General features: G+C 40.4%; 13 protein-coding genes and 1 pseudogene. 4 read left to right on the top strand and 10 right to left on the bottom strand.

From position 1 onward, the window contains the following. Window positions 1-27: 27 nt before the first annotated feature. Complete coding sequence (locus tag GNF10_RS25385; protein WP_185581844.1) at window positions 28-474, top strand: four helix bundle protein; 447 nt, start codon at window positions 28-30, stop codon at window positions 472-474. An 81-nt stretch (window positions 475-555) separates the two neighbouring features. On the opposite strand, the gene GNF10_RS25380 is transcribed toward GNF10_RS25385, so the two are convergent. From GNF10_RS25380 to lepB (GNF10_RS25355), 6 genes and pseudogenes are all read right to left on the bottom strand, one after another. Further along, the gene (locus tag GNF10_RS25380; RefSeq protein ID WP_185581845.1) at window positions 556-1,986 is read right to left on the bottom strand and encodes a response regulator; all 1,431 of its coding nucleotides are present in this window, start codon (window positions 1,984-1,986) and stop codon (window positions 556-558) included. Window positions 1,987-2,256: 270 nt separating this feature from the next. After that, complete coding sequence (locus GNF10_RS25375) at window positions 2,257-4,092, bottom strand: GGDEF domain-containing response regulator (protein WP_185592653.1); 1,836 nt, start codon at window positions 4,090-4,092, stop codon at window positions 2,257-2,259. Then, window positions 4,089-7,661 (bottom strand): ATP-binding protein, encoded by a 3,573-nt coding sequence (locus GNF10_RS25370; protein ID WP_185581151.1) that lies wholly within the window; start codon window positions 7,659-7,661, stop codon window positions 4,089-4,091. The genes GNF10_RS25375 and GNF10_RS25370 overlap by 4 nt, the downstream gene beginning before the upstream one ends. A 528-nt stretch (window positions 7,662-8,189) precedes the next feature. Continuing rightward, window positions 8,190-8,972 carry an MOSC domain-containing protein gene (locus GNF10_RS25365; protein ID WP_185583583.1) on the bottom strand — a complete coding sequence of 261 codons (783 nt, stop codon included), beginning with the start codon at window positions 8,970-8,972 and terminating at the stop codon, window positions 8,190-8,192. 401 nt (window positions 8,973-9,373) lie between these two features. Beyond that, window positions 9,374-9,991: pseudogene (gene lepB, locus GNF10_RS25360) on the bottom strand (signal peptidase I). A gap of 105 nt (window positions 9,992-10,096) precedes the next feature. Beyond that, window positions 10,097-10,750, bottom strand: a complete 654-nt coding sequence (lepB, locus tag GNF10_RS25355) for a signal peptidase I (protein WP_185583576.1) — start codon at window positions 10,748-10,750, stop codon at window positions 10,097-10,099. Between the two features lie 271 nt (window positions 10,751-11,021). On the opposite strand from lepB (GNF10_RS25355), the gene GNF10_RS25350 reads away from it, so the two are divergent. Continuing rightward, window positions 11,022-12,341 carry a dihydroorotase gene (locus tag GNF10_RS25350; RefSeq protein WP_185583578.1) on the top strand — a complete coding sequence of 440 codons (1,320 nt, stop codon included), beginning with the start codon at window positions 11,022-11,024 and terminating at the stop codon, window positions 12,339-12,341. 586 nt (window positions 12,342-12,927) lie between these two features. Further along, window positions 12,928-14,103 (top strand): patatin-like phospholipase family protein, encoded by a 1,176-nt coding sequence (locus GNF10_RS25345; RefSeq protein ID WP_185583581.1) that lies wholly within the window; start codon window positions 12,928-12,930, stop codon window positions 14,101-14,103. Between the two features lie 648 nt (window positions 14,104-14,751). Here GNF10_RS25345 and tsaE read toward each other — a convergent pair. Together tsaE and yvcK are read right to left on the bottom strand one after the other, a co-directional pair. Further along, window positions 14,752-15,207, bottom strand: coding sequence for a tRNA (adenosine(37)-N6)-threonylcarbamoyltransferase complex ATPase subunit type 1 TsaE (gene tsaE / locus GNF10_RS25340; RefSeq protein WP_185585661.1), 456 nt, complete (start codon window positions 15,205-15,207; stop codon window positions 14,752-14,754). Window positions 15,208-15,214: 7 nt separating this feature from the next. Next, the gene (gene yvcK, locus GNF10_RS25335) at window positions 15,215-16,603 is read right to left on the bottom strand and encodes a gluconeogenesis factor YvcK family protein (protein ID WP_185585660.1); all 1,389 of its coding nucleotides are present in this window, start codon (window positions 16,601-16,603) and stop codon (window positions 15,215-15,217) included. A gap of 174 nt (window positions 16,604-16,777) precedes the next feature. On the opposite strand from yvcK, the gene ruvC reads away from it, so the two are divergent. Further along, the gene (ruvC, locus tag GNF10_RS25330) at window positions 16,778-17,269 is read left to right on the top strand and encodes a crossover junction endodeoxyribonuclease RuvC (RefSeq protein ID WP_185585659.1); all 492 of its coding nucleotides are present in this window, start codon (window positions 16,778-16,780) and stop codon (window positions 17,267-17,269) included. Between the two features lie 153 nt (window positions 17,270-17,422). On the opposite strand, the gene GNF10_RS25325 is transcribed toward ruvC, so the two are convergent. Continuing rightward, entirely contained in the window at window positions 17,423-18,679 is a 1,257-nt protein-coding gene (locus GNF10_RS25325; protein WP_185585658.1) for a lactate racemase domain-containing protein, read from the bottom strand. A 2-nt stretch (window positions 18,680-18,681) separates the two neighbouring features. Continuing rightward, window positions 18,682-19,518, bottom strand: a complete 837-nt coding sequence (locus GNF10_RS25320) for an SDR family oxidoreductase (protein ID WP_185585657.1) — start codon at window positions 19,516-19,518, stop codon at window positions 18,682-18,684. Between the last annotated feature and the right edge of the window lie 154 nt (window positions 19,519-19,672).

Below are 19,672 nucleotides of genomic sequence, written 5' to 3'. Positions count from 1 at the left end.
GGTATGGGCAGGGTGGGGAGATGAAGAATGGAACGGTCGAAATTAAAGAAGATGGAAGAAAAAGGGAAGAAGTATTTTAGAACTCATGAGGATTTAGCCATTTATCAATTAGCATTTGAAACAGCAATGCAAATTTTTGAATATTCTAAAAAGTTCCCAGTTGAAGAAAAATATTCATTAACTGACCAAATTCGTCGCTCCGACGCTCGAAGACTCGCTACCGCTTCACAATCTCGCTCTGTCTGTGCAAATATGGCAGAGGCCTGGAGAAAACGGCAATATAAAGCCGCTTTTGTCGCTAAAGTCAATGATTGTGAAGCGGAGGCAGCAGAAACTCAAGTTTGGTTAAAGTTTGCTGTGAAATGTCAATATCTTACGGTCGAACAAGGAAGAGAACTCTATGCTCCTTACAATCAAGTTTTTAGTGGGTTAGTCAAGATGATTACCCATCCAGATGATTGGTTACTTGACTAAATTTCCACACCTCTCACACCTTCCACACCCTATGAGTGAGAAATTCGGGTTATCCTCTTCATTGACCGAGTTTGCTGTTAGCTAATGCTCAGGTTGTTCAATGGGAATTTCGATCGCAAACTCTGCTCCTTGTCCAACAGAAGAAGTGCAGGTAATATTTCCTCGGTGTTTTTGGACGATGATCTGATAGCTAATAGATAATCCTAGCCCACTACCTTTGCCCACGGGTTTTGTGGTAAAAAATGGGTCAAATAAACGCGATCGCACCGACTCTTCTATACCAGGGCCACTATCTGCGATCGCAATTTTGATCGTATTTAAGTCTGTCATCTCTGTGTGAATCCTAATTTGGGGAGTAGTAAAGAGCCACTGCGGGTTTGAGGTTTCTCCAAGTGTAGGAACTGGTGTGTCTCCCCAATTAGAGCGACTCCCGTCAAATGGCATTTGGGTAAAAGATTGATTCCCCACTCCCGACTCCCCATTACTCCTGATCCCCAGGGGGGGTACCACCTTCTCCATTCCCTCTTCTATGGCATCAATAGCATTATTCAATAAATGCATAAATACTTGGTTTAGTTCACTCGCATAGCAAGTAACTAGGGGCAAGTTACCATAATCTTTCACTACAATAATTGCGGGACGGTCTGTTGCTTCTCTGAGTCGATGTTGTAACATCACCAAAGTGTTTTCGATGTCTTCATGGATATTTACCCGCTTCATCTCTGCTTCATCATGCCGAGAAAAGTGTTGTAGCGCCACGACAATTTCCCGAATGCGATCGGAGCCTCTATACATTGCACCTATGAGGTTTTGTAGATCGTTAATCACAAAATTTAGGTCTACATCTTGGGATATTTGCTGAATTTTTGGCGTGGGTTTAGGATATTCTTGTTGATAAACTTCAATTAGATTTACTAGGTCTTGCACATATTGACCAGCATATTGGAGATTACCATAAATAAAACTGATCGGATTATTAATTTCATGAGCCAGCCCAGCCACTAGCTGCCCCAGCGCCACCATCTTTTCGTTCTGAATCTGTTGAACTTGAGCAGATTTTAAGTTGTCAAGAGCTTCTTGCAATAAAAAGTTTTTTTCTTGCAGCCTAACTTGGAGCAAACGTAAATTAATCTGATTTTCAATTCGCAACACAACCTCTGCTCCATGAAAAGGTTTGGCAATATAATCTACACCACCAACATCAAAAGCTTTTACTTTATCCACAACATCATCCAGGGCGCTGATAAAAATTACTGGGACTTCACAAGTTTTATCGTCAGCCTTCAGTTGTTGACAAACTTCATAGCCATCCATCCCTGGCATATTGATATCCAGCAAAATCACATCCGGCAAAACCATTTGACATGCAGTTAGTGCCATTTTTCCGTTTAAAGCTTTGCGAACTTCAAAACCTTGTGCAGTCAACATTGCCGATAAAAGCCTCAAATTATCTGGGGTATCATCGACCACCAAAATATTTTTTTTATGATGGTTAGTTTGATTGAAATGCATTATGTATCAAAAGCTATGCTTGTAATGATTGAGGATAGTAAATGCTTATTTAAAATTACCCTGATTTTTTTGCTCAATTTCACCAAAATACTTATATTTATAGTTTAACTCCCACAGAGGCTAGAGAGTTTTATAAACTACCAAAGCTATTGGCCAATTATGAGCTTGGCGAACCTGATAGCCTGCTTATAGCAGCTTATCTAGATAGCCGACATAGATAATCTAGCCAAACGCCAACAATGAAATTTTTTCCAAGTACTTAGTGGATAGTTACCATTGGGGTGATGCGGCAAGCAACTTAACAACCAATTGTTGTTCAATGGGTTCAGAAAACAGAAATCCTTGAGCAAAATTACAATTTAGACTTCTCAACTGGGCTAACTGTTCTTCTGTTTCAACACCTTCAGCGATCGCACTCATGCCCATTGAGTTGGCAATGCCAATCATTGCTGGTACTAACCCCATATTTTCTTTATTATCCTGCATACGTTTGACAAAAGATTTATCAATTTTGAGGGCATTTAAAGGAAAGCTGTGCAGGTAACTTAAAGAGGAATATCCTGTACCAAAGTCATCCATAATCAACTTTATATTTCGTTGTTTTAGTTGTTGAAAAATTATCTTAATTGCATTAGTGTTTTCCATAATTACACTTTCTGTTATTTCTAATTCTAAATATGTAGGATTTATTTTAGTTTCATAAATAATTCTGTCAATTTGTTCGACAAAATTGGGTTGTAAAAATAACCTAGCACTCAAATTGACACTAATAGTTAGAGGTTCTGGTGTCACTGGCTGATGTTGCCAGATGCTTAGTTGATGACAAGCTGACTGTAATACCCAAGTATTGATGGCATTAATCAAACCTGTTTCTTCTGCTACAGGAATAAATTCTGTAGGAGGAACTAGACCCCGAATTGGATGTTGCCAGCGCACCAAGGCTTCAAATCCAGAAATTCTACCTGTAATTAGAGAAACAATTGGCTGATAATAGACGAGGAATTCTTGCCTTTCAACAGCCCTTCGTAGGTCATTTTCTAACTCTAAAAGCTGAATAGCTTCCTGATGCATCGCTGGATTAAAAACATGATATTTGGCTCTTCCTTGAGCCTTAGCCCGATACATTGCCGTATCAGCATCCCGCAGCAAATACTCTGGACGATCGTAATCTTTATTGCCCCAACTAATGCCAATACTGGCATTCATAAAGACTTCATATCTTGATAGTTTAAAAGCAAGTGAGAGCTGTTTTAGAATCCTATCGGCAACTTGGATTGCGATATTGATATCCGTAATATTTTCTAAGAGAATTCCAAATTCATCACCACCCAATCGGGCTAGAGTATCAATAGGTATGAGACAAGCTTGCAGGCGACGAGCGATAGAAATCAGCAATTCATCCCCTACCAAATGGCCAAGGGAATCATTGACAACTTTGAAGCGATCGCAGTCTAAAAAAAGTACTGCAAACTGATAACTAGATTCTTGCTTTGCTCGATTGAGAGCATTATCTAGTCGCCTCATAAACAACACTCGGTTTGGTAATCCTGTCAGCGAATCATGCAGCGCTATATCTAATAGTTTACTTTGCAACTTCTGGCGAGAATTGATTTCTTTTTGAAGTTTTTGGAGAGCTTTTTCTAGCTCCTCAGTTCGCTGTGTTACCCGATGTTCCAATTCTACATTTAGTTTCAATATTTCTAATCGCGCTGACCTCAATGCCAGTTGATTTTTCACGCGTACTAAAACTTCTTGAAACTCAAAAGGTTTAGTGATGTAGTCTACACCGCCTACCTTAAAGGCTTTAACTTTGTCAAAAACATCATCTAAAGCGCTAATAAAAATTACCGGAATATCGGCTGTTAGCTCCCAAGCTTTAAATGCCTGACAAATTTCATAGCCATCTACTTCTGGCATCATAATATCGAGCAAAATCAGATCCGGCAATACTGTTTGAGTTGCTGTCAGTGCCATTTGCCAGTTCAAGGCTTTACGAACGTTATACCCTTCCCTTGTCAATATTGAGGATAAAACCCGGAGGTTATCCGCCATATCGTCAACGATCAAAATATCTTTTTTATTAGGGTCTAAATGCTCGTGATTCATTCTACGTTTGTTCTAGTCAATTCCATAATTTTCTCAAACTGGTAGTTATTTGCTAAATCCCTAAGAACTTGCGATACCTGAACATTATCTGAGGGAATTTGCTTGATTAACTCTAAAATCAATTCATCGCTACAGCTGGCTGCGGCATAGTGAATCTTTTGCAGCCACTCAGGTGACATTTGTGATAAATGACTCAGGAGTTCAGCAAAACTAACAAATATCTGTGTAGCTTGCTCGGCAACTGCTGTATTTAGGTTTTCTATTTGATTGGTATACTTTACACCCAGATGTTGGCTCAGTTTTTCCAATAATACTTCCTGTGTGAATGGCTTGCGAATAAAATCATCGCAGCCAATAGATAAAATCTTCTGGCGTTCTTCCTCAAAGGCGCTAGCAGTTAGGGCAATAACGATTGTGTGTTTATTCAAACAACTCTGCTCTGTCTCCAGGAAGTCGAAACAGGCAGCTAAGGCTTTTGGCGATCGCAAAATGGCCCCATCAGAAGCATCACGATTGTGTTCTGTGACACTAGCTACTTCTGGTGTGGGATAGGCTTTGTATATAGTTTTGAGAATTTCACGCTCACCTGAATCGGTTAACCCTCCGTTAAGATATTGGCTCCCCGATGATGTCAGTTGTTTAAATTTTGGGAACCTCCGCAATCTATTGGCTGTCCCATGCCCTACTTGTTTACCTTTAATTATTCTTGTAGCTTCGTAGCCGTCCATGATCGGCATTCGCATATCCATAAAAATCAAGTTTGGTTGCCAAGATTCCCAATTACTAACTGCTTCTAGACCATTTGTAGCTTCCCTGACTTCAAAGCCCAGAGATGTCAGAATTTTAACTAGCAGTAGACGGCTTTCTTTAGCATCATCAACTACTAAGATGCGGTATGCTTTTTCACTCGGCGCTAAAGATAGAATTTGAGATTTAATTTGGGTTATCGGCATTTCTCTAGGACAAGCTAAAGCAATTTGAATATCAAAGGCAAATGTACTACCCATACCAGGAGTACTGCTGACTGTAATATCTCCCCCCATCAGTTGTACGTATTTACGGCTAATTGCTAAACCTAGCCCTGTTCCCTGTTGAGATTTTCTACCGATTTCGGTTTGCTCAAAAGCCTCAAACAGCAAGCCAATTTCTTGTGGAGTAATACCGCAACCAGTGTCTTGTACCTCGAAGAAGAGGCGAGGGTTACAAGAAAGATTTTCCTCTTCCTGCTCCCATCTCAGCCGTAGAGTTACTCTGCCAATATCAGTAAATTTGATGGCATTCCCCAAGAGGTTGAGCAAAACTTGAAATAATTTATTTTCATCGGTTTCTATGTACTGAGGAATGTCGTGTGCATACTCAAATACTATTTGTAAGCTCTTAGATGCAGCACGCAAATACAGCATCTCTTCTAAGTTATTCAATAGATGAATTAAGTCAAAGCTACTGCGATTTAATGTGATCCTCCCAGCTTCGATTTTAGACATTTCTAGAATGTCGTTAATTAAGTTAAGTAGATGTTCGCCAGCACGATTAATAATTGCCAAGTTTTCTTGATGTTCGCTAGATAGCGAATAATCTCGGCTCATGACTTGGGTGAAACCAAGAATGGCGTTGAGTGGGGTACGCAGTTCGTGGCTCATGTTCGCCAGGAATTCGCTTTTGGCGAGGTTGGCGGCGGCGCTTCGTGCTGCTTCCCGAATGGCTGCTTGCTGTTCTTGGGCGGCGATTTTTTGCGATTGAATCAGTTCTTCTTGGGTGGTTTGCAGTTGCTCAATCACTTGCTGGAACTCTTCAGTACGTTTTTTGACTTGAGCTTCTAAGGTGCGATTATATTCTGCTAATAAGTTTTCTGCTTGTTTGCGTTGGGTGATATCAAAAAAGGTAGCCATCGCAAAAGCCAAATTTCCCGATTCATCATAGATGGGCTTGCCCAAAACTTCAACGGGAATAATCTTGTCAAAATGGCGAACTTCCATATCATCAATCCTGGTACTTTCCCCAAGCAATGCTCTCAAAATTGGTAGGCGATCACTGGGATAAAGTTGATCTGTGCCGGCAAGGTAAGCTTGATATACCTCTGACAATTGTTCGCTGCTAACTTCTGCGATCGCTCCTTGACCAAGAATTTGCTGCCCAATATGATTTGTGTAATAAGGTTCACCTTCAGCATCTATAATAAATACACCTACTGGCATAGCTTCTAAAAATTTAGTTAGCCGACTCTGACTTTCAGATAAAGCTTCATTTAAAACTTGCATCTGAGCATTCTTTGCCTCCAAAACACTGAAGGATGCTTGCAGCTGCTTTGCCATAGTTTCAAATGACTTGGCTAGTTCCCCCAACTCATCGGATCTCTGAATTTCTGGTGTTTGCTCCCATTCACCTTGAGCAATTTTCTTAGCTGATGTGTTTAATTGTAAAATCGGCTTAATTACCCAACGAGCAGTTAAAATCCCGATTCTTGTAGCCACTAAAAAAGCAACTATGCACAGCAAAATGGTGATGCGGGTGTTCTCATTAATTTGCTCCATAAATTCGCCTTCAGGAATCACCGCCACGATTAGCCAATCTAAACCCAGTTCATCCTTCCAACTTTTGACTTGGACAAAATAACGCATTCCATCGGCGCTAAAAGTTAGCTGTTGCTTCCCCACAACAAACCCAAGACTACCAAAGCGTTTGATCAAAGATTGGGTTGTAAGCCTAATTAAAGAATTTCGACTTTCTAATGCCGATCGACGTTTTATTTGACCATTAATGATGCTATATGGTGGTTCGGTAGAAGAAGCCACTATTAACCCAGAACGCTCTAAAATAAAGGCTTTACCCGATTGGTCGGTGTTTAATTTGGTTAAAAAGTTGCTGATTTGTGACAAAATTAAATCAACACTAATCACCCCAACAAGCTTGCGGGTCTTATCGTAAACAGGATAGCTGGAAGATATAGATAAAACTTCTGGTTTATCTTCCCATTGATAGATTTGACTCCAAACGGGTTTGCCTGCCTTGACTGCATCTGAATACCACGCTTCTGTCCGAGGATCGTAATCTTTAACTTGCTGAAGCTGGCGACGATTTCCCTTCAAGTCTGAATCATAAATATAAAGTTTCCCAATACCATACTTTTGACTAACTTCATTAATCAACAGCTTGCCATCATCTAAACGTTCAATACCGATAAATTCCCCTTTGGGGTTGGCAAAGCTGTTGTAGCCAACATTGAAAACCTGCATTTGTTTCCAAAAATAATTTCCGGTAGTTTTAAAATCAGAAAGGTTGAGCATACCTAGCTCAACCGCATCTAAGTTAATTTGATTTATTTGCTTCGGAGTTGTTAAATAGTTATTAAGATGCTGTTCAATGCGATCGCAGATTTCATTTTCTAATTGGCTAGCAAGCTCTCTTACCGCTTTTTGTCCGTTTTGATATGAAAGATAGCCCACAAGCCCCACCGCCCCGCAAATTTGCAATATAAAGGGGACAATCAGAACATACTTTAGGGGCATCCTGGCGTAAACTTTGCCAACTAAGCAATTAAGAGATTTGACGGACTGAAGTTTGGATAACATTGTTGTTTAATTTTTCCCCAGCATATATTTGGGGCATTTTTGCTATGCCAGCTACATTTAATACCAAAAAAATTACGGTGTGTCATCACTTTGATCATGACATTTCTGAGAAAATTGAGTATAAAAAAACCATTAAAAATTTTGTTTGGATACTTGTCTGACTAGTTAAGTTTCTCCAACCTCCAATTTTCAAGTTTTGCTTAGGCATAGCCGATTTGTAAACATTACGGCTTAATTCGCTCAGTTTTATCTGGTAATGTATCAGTACATTTGCTCAGAAAAACTGAAATTTAACCGATAAGCTACAGTATGCCATTCTAAAATTCAGGTTGCCATTAGCACCTCATCCTAAATTTAATTTCTAATTGCTGAGGTCTTGATTTTCCAGTCTCGAAACCTCTGGACTTGCACAAAAACCTATATCTAACTACAACAATTTTAAAATTTTCATGCAAATACATAGTAATAACAAAAAAAATCCAAGAAAGTTTACTTAGTGTTTTTTGTTGTAAAGAAATATTAATTTTATTATAGAAGTATGTCAACTTTATCACCTATTTGCAAAATTTTTCCGGCTGAGGATATAGGCAATTGGGTATTAACACTCAATCTGTAAAAGTGATTAAAAGGCGATGAAGCAACCCAATTAGGCAGAGTTGCTTGCCTCTGGGTTGCAAAGATTTTTTGAAAGCTTGGGTAAGCTTCCCCTGAGTAAGAATCGCGTGTTGGAACTATACAACGCTGGCATGGATTAACCCCAAAAAAATCCACATTCCCCACTCGAAAGGAGACTAAATCACCTTGTTCGCTAAATAACCGATCTTCCCAAAATGCTGGTACACCATCAATCTCGATATTGGCACGTATCCGACGGCGTATTTCATCTACACTTAAACCGGGAAACCAAGAAGCTACTTCTGTCAACGTTGCTGTACTTATTACCGTTGGGCCTGGCGAGTGCGTATCGTCAGGAAAGCCCATTAGAGAGTTTTGCCTTAATCTAACAGCAAACTCAAAATAATTACTCAAAGTTGCTTCTAGGGCTTGCCGTTCCTCATCCAGATGAAAAACTTGTTGTGAGTAGCCGCCTGGGATCTGTAGTGAAATAGTTCTATTCAAAAGTGCAAATTGCGCCCTTAGTAAATGGATTTTAACATGACGCTTGCCGTTGACAAATTTATCCCGCTCATCAAAGATGGCAAACTCGCGGTCATGCTGTAGTGCGCCACTGGCAAGAACTCCAACCTTTTCAACTTCAACACCATCCAGTGATTTAACTGGATACAGTAAAATCTTGGCTAGGTAAGGCATCATAGTAATTTTAGATTTTAGATTTTAGATTTTAGATTAGTGATTTAGCACTCCCTAATCTAAAATCTAAAATTCTTTTATGACTTATCCACCTTACTAATAATGTAATAAACCTCGTTTACCTTGAGAACCGTAGTTTTGTAGGTTGGGTGCAGCGTTAGCGTAACCCAACATAAAATTTGGTGGTAATGTTGGGTTGCGTTTCACTCCACCCAACCTACATAAATATATCTTTTAAAAAACTCTTGGTTTCAACAAAGATGAGGTTTACTCTAAATTTTTATTAAGTAAGCTGTTCGTCATCTAGTTTTACAGGGCAATCTAAGGCAGCAAATGGGTTTAGGCGCTAAATTATCAAATTTAGATGCGCGTCAGCTTAAGAGCATCAAGCTAATTATCTGTTATGGAGTTGTTTGGGGATATGGTGGTACTTTATCTATTCCTCCAACATCATTTAGAGGCCAAAAACGAACTACAGCTCGTCCAATAGTATTCTGGCGAGGGACAACACCCCAACAGCGCCCATCGTAACTATTGTTACGATTATCACCTAATACTAAGTATGAATCATCTGGTATAGTCTGGGATTTTTCCAAAAAAGGTGGCTGTGGCCCTGATTGGCAAACATCAATAACTGTGCTTTTGCCAGAACTGAGATAATTACCTTCTGGCAAGAGTTTGTTGTTAATATAAACCTTGCCATCTCTGAGTTGCACTTGTTCTCCAGGTAAGCCAATTACCCTTTTAATAAAAGCATCGTAATATTGTTCTTTTTGTAGCTCTCCAGTAGGTGAAAATACTACGATATCTCCACGCTGCGGGTCAGCAAATTTATATTTCAACTTATCGACAATGATTTTGTTTGCCTCCCACTGGTTTGGCGTACCATGCAGAGTGGGTTCCATAGCACCAGAAGGAATTCAGCGTGCTTCGGTAAAAATAAGGATATATATACCAATAGTCCAGAAGACTATTATTACAGTACCCTCAACAATGGTCTTACGGCTGATATTGGGCATATCATATTTTCTTTTACCTTCTTCTGGAAGCTAGCTGATTGCTCAAGCAAAGAATGTAATAGTCCTAAATTCTTCTTGAGCAAAAGCATCAAGCTAAATTATCTGTTATGGACTTGTTTGTGAATATGGTGGTACTTTATCTATTCCTCCAACATGATTTAGAGGCCAAAAGCGAACTACAGCCCGGCCAATAATATTCTGGCGAGGGACAACACCCCAACAGCGTCCATCATAACTATTGTTACGATTGTCACCTAATACTAAGTAGGAATCATCTGGTATGGTCTGGGGTTTTTCTAAAAAAGGTGGCTGTGGCCCTGATTGGCAAACATTAATAATTGTACTTTGACCACGAGCGAGATAATTAGTTTCTGGAAGGGGTTTGTTGTTAATATAGACCTTGCCATCTCTGAGTTGTATTTGTTCTCCGGGTAAGCCAATTACCCTTTTAATAAAAGCATCCTGATATTGTTCTTTTTGTAACTCTTTCGTGGGTGAAAATACTATGATATCTCCACGTTGCGGGTCAGCAAATTTATATTTCAACTTATCGACAATGATTTTGTCTGCTTCCCACTGGTTTGGCGTACCATGCAGAGTGGGTTCCATTGACCCAGAAGGAATCCAGCGTGCTTCAGCAACAAAGGTACGAATTCCCAGAGCTAGAACAATACTCAATACAATTGTTCTACCTAGCTCTGCGATCCAGGAATTATCGGGTTGTTGACTAGAGTTGTTATCAGACACTTGATTTTGCATGAAATTACTTAACTGAAGGAAAGATGTAGGTAATTAACTCGCCTAGTGAGACTTTATCTGTTAATTTTAACGGGAAAATTTTAATTTCCTGGTGTATGTTCGCATCTTGACTACCAATTTTAGATTATTGATAAATGGGGTTCTTCATAGATTAAAAATAAACTTTTTTTTAACGGTCAGCAAAAAAGTTAACATTCAGAGCGCGACTAAGTTTAACCTAAAAGCATAGTTATCTGTAATATATAGCTCCCTGCCTAAAAAAGTTAGCCTTATGTCATCTCCACAAATTTTACTGATTCGTCGCGCTCGCATAGTCCTACCCAATGGTGAAATGATGATTGGGGATGTGTTGACCCGCGATCGCCAAATAGTCGAAGTTGCCCCAGAAATCTCCCAAACAGCAGTAGTCACTGAAATTGACGCAGAAGGGTTAACTTTGTTGCCGGGAGTGATTGATCCGCAGGTACATTTCCGGGAACCTGGCTTAGAACACAAGGAAGATTTATTCACCGCTAGTTGTGCCTGCGCTAAAGGTGGAGTCACTTCATTTTTAGAAATGCCTAATACACGCCCTCTAACAACGACACAGCAAGCTTTAGACGACAAGCTAGAACGGGCCTCACAAAAGTCCTTGGTTAATTATGGCTTTTTTATTGGGGCAACAGCAGAGAATCTTCCAGACTTGCTTTTGGCCAAACCCACACCGGGAATTAAGATTTTCATGGGGTCGATGCACGGTCAGTTGCTAGTTGATGGTGAAACAGCATTAGAGACGATATTTGCTAAAGGCGATCGCTTGATTGCCGTTCATGCCGAAGACCAAGCTAGAATCAACCAACGTCGCCAAGAATTTGCCAACATTCACGATCCAGCCGTTCACTCGCAAATTCAAGATAATCAAGCGGCTTTGTTGGCAACCCAACTGGCATTAAAACTTTCTCAAAAATATCACCGTCGTTTGCATATTCTCCATCTGTCAACAGCCGAAGAAGCAGATTTGCTGCGTCAGGAAAAACCTAGCTGGGTGACAGCAGAGGTAACGCCACAGCATTTGGTGTTGAACACCAGTGCTTATGAAAAGATTGGTACTTTAGCACAGATGAATCCACCTTTGCGATCGCCCCACGATAACGAAGTTCTCTGGCAAGCTTTACGCGATGGCGTGATTGATTTCATCGCTACAGATCACGCACCCCACACCTTAGAAGAAAAAGCTCAAGAATACCCCAATACTCCTTCAGGAATGCCTGGGGTGGAAACTTCCCTGGCTTTGATGTTAACTGCGGCGATAGAGGGAAAGTGTACTGTTTCCCAAGTTGTCAACTGGATGTCTAAGAATGTAGCTGTGGCTTATGGTATTCCCAATAAGGGAGCGATCGCACCTGGTTATGATGCCGATTTAGTGCTTGTAGATTTAAATACATACCGTCCAGTCCGGCGTGAGGAACTTTTAACCAAATGCCATTGGAGTCCATTTGAAGGCTGGAACCTCACTGGCTGGGCTACAACTACCATTGTCGGCGGTGAGATAGTTTATGAGAAAGGCCAAGTAAATACCCAAGTCCGGGGTCAAGCTTTAACTTTCTTGTAGCAAATATTTATTTAAGCTTACGTAGTAGACAGATAATTATACATCGAAGCCATACTTGAACAGGCAAGATTTTCATCTATCCACAGTTAAGACTAGACCAATGCGGTTTGGTAAAAGCTAAAAGACGAAAATCTTTGTTTTTCCTCCTTTACCCTTTTATCCAAAGGGTATTGACTTGCTGCTGTATCAGAAATTGCAACATGAAACTCTGAATTTCTTTATAAGGGGAGCATCCACTTTTAGAAGAAACACCGGGCGATTGGAAATCGCGGCTATACAGACTAAACCCGCGCAGGCGGGTTTTATAGAGTCCGCGCAGGCAGACGAAAGTTTGTATAGCCCCAGACTTATAGTGGTCTATCGCATTAATTCTGATAGGTGAATCAAATTTCAATTTCTCTTCTTTCCTCCTTCCTTTGCGCTCTTTGTGTCCTTTGCGGTTCGTTATCTTATCCCTCAAATTTAATGCGATAGACCACTAGTAGTTCATGTCATTAGTTTTGATGGGTTGCGAGATCCCCGACTTCTTTAAGAAGTCGGGGATCTGAACACCTTAACCTTTCAGAAATAATCAAGGAGAATTGCTATGTCCTTCAAAATTTTAGCTTTAGATGGTGGTGGTATTCGGGGAGTTGTTGCAGCCAGAATGCTTAAACAAGTAGAACAAGAAATTAGAAATCAGGGTAAAGGGAACTTTTTACACGAATACTTTGACCTTATTGCTGGTACTTCTACTGGTTCAATATTGACAGGGGGCATTGCTGTAGGAAAGACAAGTGATGAACTTATTCAACTGTATATAGAGAAAGGTAAAGATATCTTTCCGCCCAATAAAAAAGAACTCTATAAAAATTTGCCGTCCACGCTCAAATCAATTCTTGATGTATTTTCAACATCTAAATATTCTCATGATGGAATTATTAGTGTCCTCAAAGATGCTTATAAATACACAAGAATAAAAGATGTTGAAAAACCTATTATCTTGATTCTGGCTTACGATACGCTATATCGCAATACAACTTTTTTTACAAACTGTCATCCCGATCTAGGAGACAGATGGTACGACGACTGTTATTTATGGGAGATATGTACCGCTTCTGCCTCTGCACCTACTTTTTTTCCGCCATATAAATTAGAACCTGTAGATAAAGAAAAGTTTGGCGATTGGGAATTTCCACACATTGATGGAGGAGTTTCTGCTAACAATCCCTGTCTCGCAGCTTTGAGTTTAGTTATGAGGATAAGTCAGTCTTCAGTATCTCCAGAAATAAAGCAAAAATATAAACTAAATAATCTGCGATTGGAAGATATTTCTATCCTTTCTATTGGCACAGGTCAAACTGGTGAACCATATCAATATAAGCAAATAAGTCAATGGAAAGGCTTAGACTGGGTACAAAATCTGACTAATATCTTTATGGAACCTACATCTGAGATTGATAGCACAATTTGCCGGCAAATTATGGGTGGATACGAGTCTAAACGTTACTTGCGTCTTCAGTTTGAATTAAATGAGACATTTAAACCCAAGCCAAAAGAAACTTATAAAGATCCTCGTATTGTATTACCTCCAGAAGAGCGAAAAAACCGCTTTACAGGCAAAAAAGTTACTCAAGAAATAGATAATACTAGTCCAGAGATTATTCAGCAGTTAATAGATACTACCTCGGCATTCATCGATCAAGGTCTTACGTACTATACCAGGGATGACTCTGGCTTACCGATAAAAAAAGCGATCGCTTCTTTCATTAGAGAAAACTAGTGCATCCACGTAGATATATTAATGTCAACTAACATAAGGTAAAACGTCTCGTATTTATACGATAGTTATGTAAAAATACGAGATGTTTTATTTAAAGCTGCTAACAGTGCTAATTACAGATGTCAATATAACAATTTATTGGTATTTACAATTACTTAAATTATTTTTTTAACTATTAGATAAATCAGTATTATTGTGTATATATTGTGACTTTAATTCGGGTATATTGAGTATAAGGAAAAGTTAGATAACTTCTAGATAGCTTGATGTTGTTTAACTTTTTTGTACTAGCTTTGACTGCTAAATAAGCCAGATTTGTTCTCTTAATGAGAGTAGAGAAACAATCAGGTTAAATCAAGCTGACTAGGTGCTGCAAAAACTCTCATTTAACCCAATAACAGTTTACCTTTTCTTAATTCATACACTATCTAAATCAGTTAAAAAACTGATTATTGCAGCAATAAAGCTGCTGTTACAAAAATTTTTCACTTATTTTGGATTGAGATAACAATGTTAGTGATTTACAGTGGTGAGCGTGGTAGTGGCAGATAGAAGGAGTGTGAAGTTCTCCCTCAACTATTAGCAAAAATTTTTTAGTGTTGCGATCTAAAAAAGTGAAATCTCTTGTACTTCGGTCGGGATATGAGCTTAGATAGCAGCAATGGCTTCACTAAGGGCACAATTGAATGGTATAAGTTCGACTTGACGAGTACCCCCATCCCCATAAGTCAAACTCACACTTAGATAACTATCTGGTTTGTAGGGCAATCGTTCCGCCCATTCAACTGCCACAATTCCTGGTATGACCTCAATACCTTCCCAATAACTTTCTAAATTTAGGGCTGCAACTTCTTGTGGTTCTAAGCGATATAAATCTAGATGGTAAAGGGAGAGTCGTCCTTCTGTGTACTCATTAATCAGGGTGAAAGTGGGACTGACAATAGATTCAGTGATTCCCAAACCCTTACCAATACCTTGAACTAGGGTAGTTTTGCCAGCGCCTAAATCACCTTCAAGTAAAATTACACTGCCCGCAGTTAGGGATTGGCCGAGAGTAATACCTAAGTGTAGCGTCGCCTCTGTATCTGCAAGAAAAATTTTCATAACCGAGTCAAGACGTGATACTTCTCCTTTTTCCATAATGACCTCTACCGTACCACCGCAACAATACTTGTGCTAGTTTCTGCGGATTGTGACGGACAAAACCCGTTTCATCTTCATATAAAACATTAGCTGCAACAATCCTTCGCCCTAGCTGAGTTACGGCTTCTCTATCTAGGAAAACGGGATGGGAGTTTTGTTCGGCGTAACGGATAAGTGATTGCTCTGATGGGGATTTTTTGTGGATTAGCACAGCATCAAATAGCCGTCTTTCTCCACAAGCAGCATCAATTGCTCTAATGTGATCTGCAACAGTGTAGCCTTCAGTTTCTCCCGGCTGAGTCATGATATTGCAGATATAAATACGGGGGGCATCTGATTGAGCGATCGCATCGGCAATTTCTGGTACTAATAAATTAGGAATGAGACTTGTATAAAGACTACCTGGCCCAATAATGATGTAATCAGCTTCTTTAATTGCCTTAATCGCTGCTGGCACTGCCGGCGGATTAGCTGGAATACAGCCAATTTTGACAATTTTACCGCCAGCTTTGGGAATGCTAGACTCCCCCTCAATGCGGCGACCATCGGTTAATTCTGCCCAGAGGCGAACATCACTGAGAGTTGCCGGTAGTACTTGTCCCCGTACCGCTAGCACCTTAGAACTGGCTGCAACCGCTTGTTCTAAATCTCCAGTAATATCACTCATTGCCGTTAAAAACAAATTGCCAAAACTGTGACCCGTTAACCCATCTCCAGCTCGAAAACGGTATTGAAACAATTCTGTTAATAACTTTTCTTCATCTGCTAGTGCAGCCAAACAATTACGAATATCCCCCGGTGGTAACACTCCAAATTCTTGACGCAACCGCCCAGAAGATCCACCATCATCGGCAACAGTGACAATAGCAGTAATATTAGCGCTGTAGGTTTTTAATCCCCTCAACAATGTAGAAAGCCCCGTACCACCACCAATTACCACTATTCTTGGGCCTCGGTACAGTCGATGATGTGCTAGCAAGACATCGATGAGTTCTTCTCCGCCTTCTGCCCTTAGTACTTTAGTAATTGAGCCAACAGTACGAGTTTGCCCCCAAAGCACTAACAGCAAGCCGCCAAGCAGCACCAAAGGCCCACTAACATAGTTGGGTAAAATGTTGGTAATTACTCCTAGGAAACCCCTAAACAACTCAAACATCCAAAAAATTGGGGTCAGCTTAATCCAGATAGCTAACCCCAAACTCGCCAGCAGTACACCCCCAATACTGATCAACAACCAACGTTTTACCGATAGTCCAGGGGATAACCATTTGAACCACTGATTAACCCGATAGGAAGTTCGAGAACGCGACTGCTTTTGCAGGGCGTTGAGGGCTTGTCTGAGAAAACCAATTGACATACCTAATTTGGAGCAGTGCTACAAACAATAATTAACAGAAAATGTACACCACTTGGTTTAAAACCCTAGGCGTGAAACTATTATATTTGTCAATCCCATTAGACTAAGAGCAAGTGGTCAAGATTGCCAGTATTCCTAGTTAAACAATACCCTGGCTTGGTAAAAGTGAATTTAATGGAAAAACGAATTTTAGGATTAGATCCAGGACTGGCAACTTTAGGGTTTGGGGTAATTACCTGCACACAAATTGCCAACAAGTTGCCAGAAACTACAGTAAATATGCTGGATTTCGGGGTAATTAAAACGTCAGCAGGTGTAGAAATGGGACTGAGGCTATGTACCTTGTTTGATGATTTACACACCGTGATGGAGGAATTTCAACCAGATTTGGTTGCGATCGAGAAACTATTCTTCTATCGGATGTCAAATACAATTTTGGTTGCACAGGCGCGGGGTGTATTAATTTTGGTGTTGGGCCAGCGTCGTCTTCCTTATGTAGAGTTTACTCCGGCTCAAATTAAGCAAGCTTTAACGGGATATGGCAATGCAGATAAGTTAGAGGTGCAAGAGGCGGTAGCACGGGAGTTAGATTTAGATGAGATTCCGAAACCAGATGATGCTGCGGATGCTTTGGCAGTGGCTTTGACGGCTTCTTATCAGCTGTAAACTCAACTGAAGAATAATTAGTTGAACTGAGAAGTAAGCCTTCTATCTATATATATTAATTAATGGCTATGAGGGCGATCGCCTGAACCGATCAACTTTGATTGGGAATGAGCGATCGCTCATGCCATTCAATAACTTCCCAAATTCTCACGCTTATATTAAACGGTATAATATTTCGCCAGCTTTCGGCACAAGTAAGATACCTTCATCCTCACGGTTAGCCCATTCCGTAGGTCTAATGGTAGCTGGATCGCGATAGTTTAAGTTATGAGCAGCACACCGTTCAGCAGAAATACCAGTGGCTAAAGTGACGCGAATCCGCGCTTGTTCCCCTTCTATAGGATCGAATGTACCCATACCTTTTAAGTGAGTACTATGAGCCAGCACTCCTCCGGGATAGACTTGAAATTTATCCCACTGTTTGAGGAAATAATCCCGTACATGATAGCCAATTTGAGACAGAATTTCACCGTGTGTGTAGCTAAACTCAGTAATGTGAGGGGCATATATAATTACCTCACCTCCGTCAGCCACTACTGGCTCTAGCTTGTACATTCCTTTCGCGGCTGTCCAAATGTCATCATACATTTCGGGCATTACTGAAAGCACTTGTTTAAAAGGCTGATTTACATAAGTAATATGCAGTTTGGCGGATAATTTTGCGGCGGCTTCCCAAGCTGGCTCTGGTTTATCTATATAAAGTCCTGCTAGCTGATTTGTTTTGGGTGCAACCACCATCGCCAAGCAAAGTTTCGGTGTAGAAATTAGGTTAGCGGCTCGGTTAATTAAGCGCCGAACTGGTGTTATTCCCGATGTACCAATGATTTCGTAACTGGTGATCAAAGCACCTAACCAGTGGGATATATCAATTACTTCCTGACCACCAATGCCAGGAAAAAAATATTTATTTCCACCAGAAAAACCGACAACTTCGTGGGGAAACACAGGGCCGCAAATCATTATTAGATCGTACTGTGTTACAAGCTTGTTAACCCTGACTTCAACGGACTGATGTAGCATTCCCCGGCTAATTTCTGCTATCTCATCTGCCGAAATTACTCCACAGCAAATAAATGTATCTGGCTCATTCCACAGGTGGTTAAATATGCGAACTTCTTTAAAGGTTGTCTCTCGCTCTTTTGGTGTCACCCCCACTAGGTGATTAATCTGTTCTTCACTCATCGGATTATGTGTACCCAGAGCGATCAAAAAATCTAGAGCCGGAACTCTTTTACCCAACTCCTGATGCAGCAATCGAAATATTTGAGGGATGGGAGCAGTCCGAGTGCCATCTGGAATTAATACTAAAATACGCTGTCCATCTAATTGACGATCTGCCAAAGCGTGATGAACTAGCCCAGAAATTTGCTCGTCGGAAAGTGTTCCGTTATTTACAGCTAGTGAATACATGATTAAACTCCACTGTAGATACTGAACCCACCGTCTACTGGTATAACTACCCCATTCACAAAACTAGAACCAGAACCGCATAACCAAATCAAGGTACTGAGTAATTCATCCGGTTTTCCGAAACGTCCGGCGGGGGTATGCTCTATGATTTTCTGCCCACGCTCGCTCAAACTGCCATCTGTATTTAGGAGTAAATCTCGATTTTGTTCCCCAATAAAGAAACCTGGCGCGATCGCATTTACTCGCATTCCATCCCCATACTTTTGGGCAAGTTCGACGGCTAGCCAACGAGTAAAATTATCTATCCCGGCTTTAGCGGCTGAGTAGCCAACCACTCGACTAATCACCCGAATGGCAGACATAGAAGAAATATTGACAATACAACCAGATGGCTGATTTCTTTCGACCATTGCTTGACCAAAAACTTGGCTAGGCAATAGAGTACCGAGTAAGTTGAGGCTAACTACTTCTTCAAAAGCTGTATGTGGCATATCAAAAATAGTGGCATCAGGGGTAATTGTGGCAGCTGGAATATTACCGCCAGCCGAGTTGACCAAGATATCTATCTGATCCCAACGCTGTATAATAGCTTCCCTAGCGATTTCTAATTGGGAGCGATCGCTAATATCTGCCAGTACAGCCATACTTTCTCCACCGTTAGCAGTAATATCAGCTACTACTGCACTCGCCCGTGTTTCATTGCGGCCTAGAACGACTACTCGCGCTCCAGCAAGGGCTAAACCTTTTGCCATAGCTCCACCAAGTACACCAGAACCGCCTGTGACTACTGCTACCTGATCTTTTAGGCTAAAAAGTTTATTTAAAATAAAATCTGACATCTTGTTTCAATTCGTAATTCGTAATTAAAGAAATCAATATTAGGACTAGCCCTTTGAAGGTGCGTAAAAATTTTGGTTAATAAATTCCTGTTTAAGAGGATGTTTGAAAAGTTATGATTGATGTATCAAATATTTTTTTACCCCACCCTAACCC

The organism is Nostoc sp. UCD121, assembly GCF_014222285.1.
Lineage (GTDB): Bacteria > Cyanobacteriota > Cyanobacteriia > Cyanobacteriales > Nostocaceae > Nostoc.
The sequence above is the reverse complement of the archived record's forward strand: the minus strand, read 5'-3'. Positions and strand labels throughout refer to the sequence as shown.

Bases quoted from the DNA above. Each gene is read 5' to 3' on its own strand.
- yvcK (WP_185585660.1), bottom strand. From the start codon at position 16,603: ATGTCAATTGGTTTTCTCAGACAAGCCCTCAACGCCCTGCAAAAGCAG.
- GNF10_RS25385 (WP_185581844.1), top strand. From the start codon at position 28: ATGGAACGGTCGAAATTAAAGAAGATGGAAGAAAAAGGGAAGAAGTAT.
- GNF10_RS25380 (WP_185581845.1), bottom strand. From the start codon at position 1,986: ATGCATTTCAATCAAACTAACCATCATAAAAAAAATATTTTGGTGGTC.
- GNF10_RS25370 (WP_185581151.1), bottom strand. From the start codon at position 7,661: ATGTTATCCAAACTTCAGTCCGTCAAATCTCTTAATTGCTTAGTTGGC.
- ruvC (WP_185585659.1), top strand. From the start codon at position 16,778: ATGGAAAAACGAATTTTAGGATTAGATCCAGGACTGGCAACTTTAGGG.
- GNF10_RS25345 (WP_185583581.1), top strand. From the start codon at position 12,928: ATGTCCTTCAAAATTTTAGCTTTAGATGGTGGTGGTATTCGGGGAGTT.
- GNF10_RS25350 (WP_185583578.1), top strand. From the start codon at position 11,022: ATGTCATCTCCACAAATTTTACTGATTCGTCGCGCTCGCATAGTCCTA.
- lepB (WP_185583576.1), bottom strand. From the start codon at position 10,750: ATGCAAAATCAAGTGTCTGATAACAACTCTAGTCAACAACCCGATAAT.
- GNF10_RS25375 (WP_185592653.1), bottom strand. From the start codon at position 4,092: ATGAATCACGAGCATTTAGACCCTAATAAAAAAGATATTTTGATCGTT.
- GNF10_RS25320 (WP_185585657.1), bottom strand. From the start codon at position 19,518: ATGTCAGATTTTATTTTAAATAAACTTTTTAGCCTAAAAGATCAGGTA.
- GNF10_RS25325 (WP_185585658.1), bottom strand. From the start codon at position 18,679: ATGTATTCACTAGCTGTAAATAACGGAACACTTTCCGACGAGCAAATT.
- GNF10_RS25365 (WP_185583583.1), bottom strand. From the start codon at position 8,972: ATGCCTTACCTAGCCAAGATTTTACTGTATCCAGTTAAATCACTGGAT.
- tsaE (WP_185585661.1), bottom strand. From the start codon at position 15,207: ATGAAAATTTTTCTTGCAGATACAGAGGCGACGCTACACTTAGGTATT.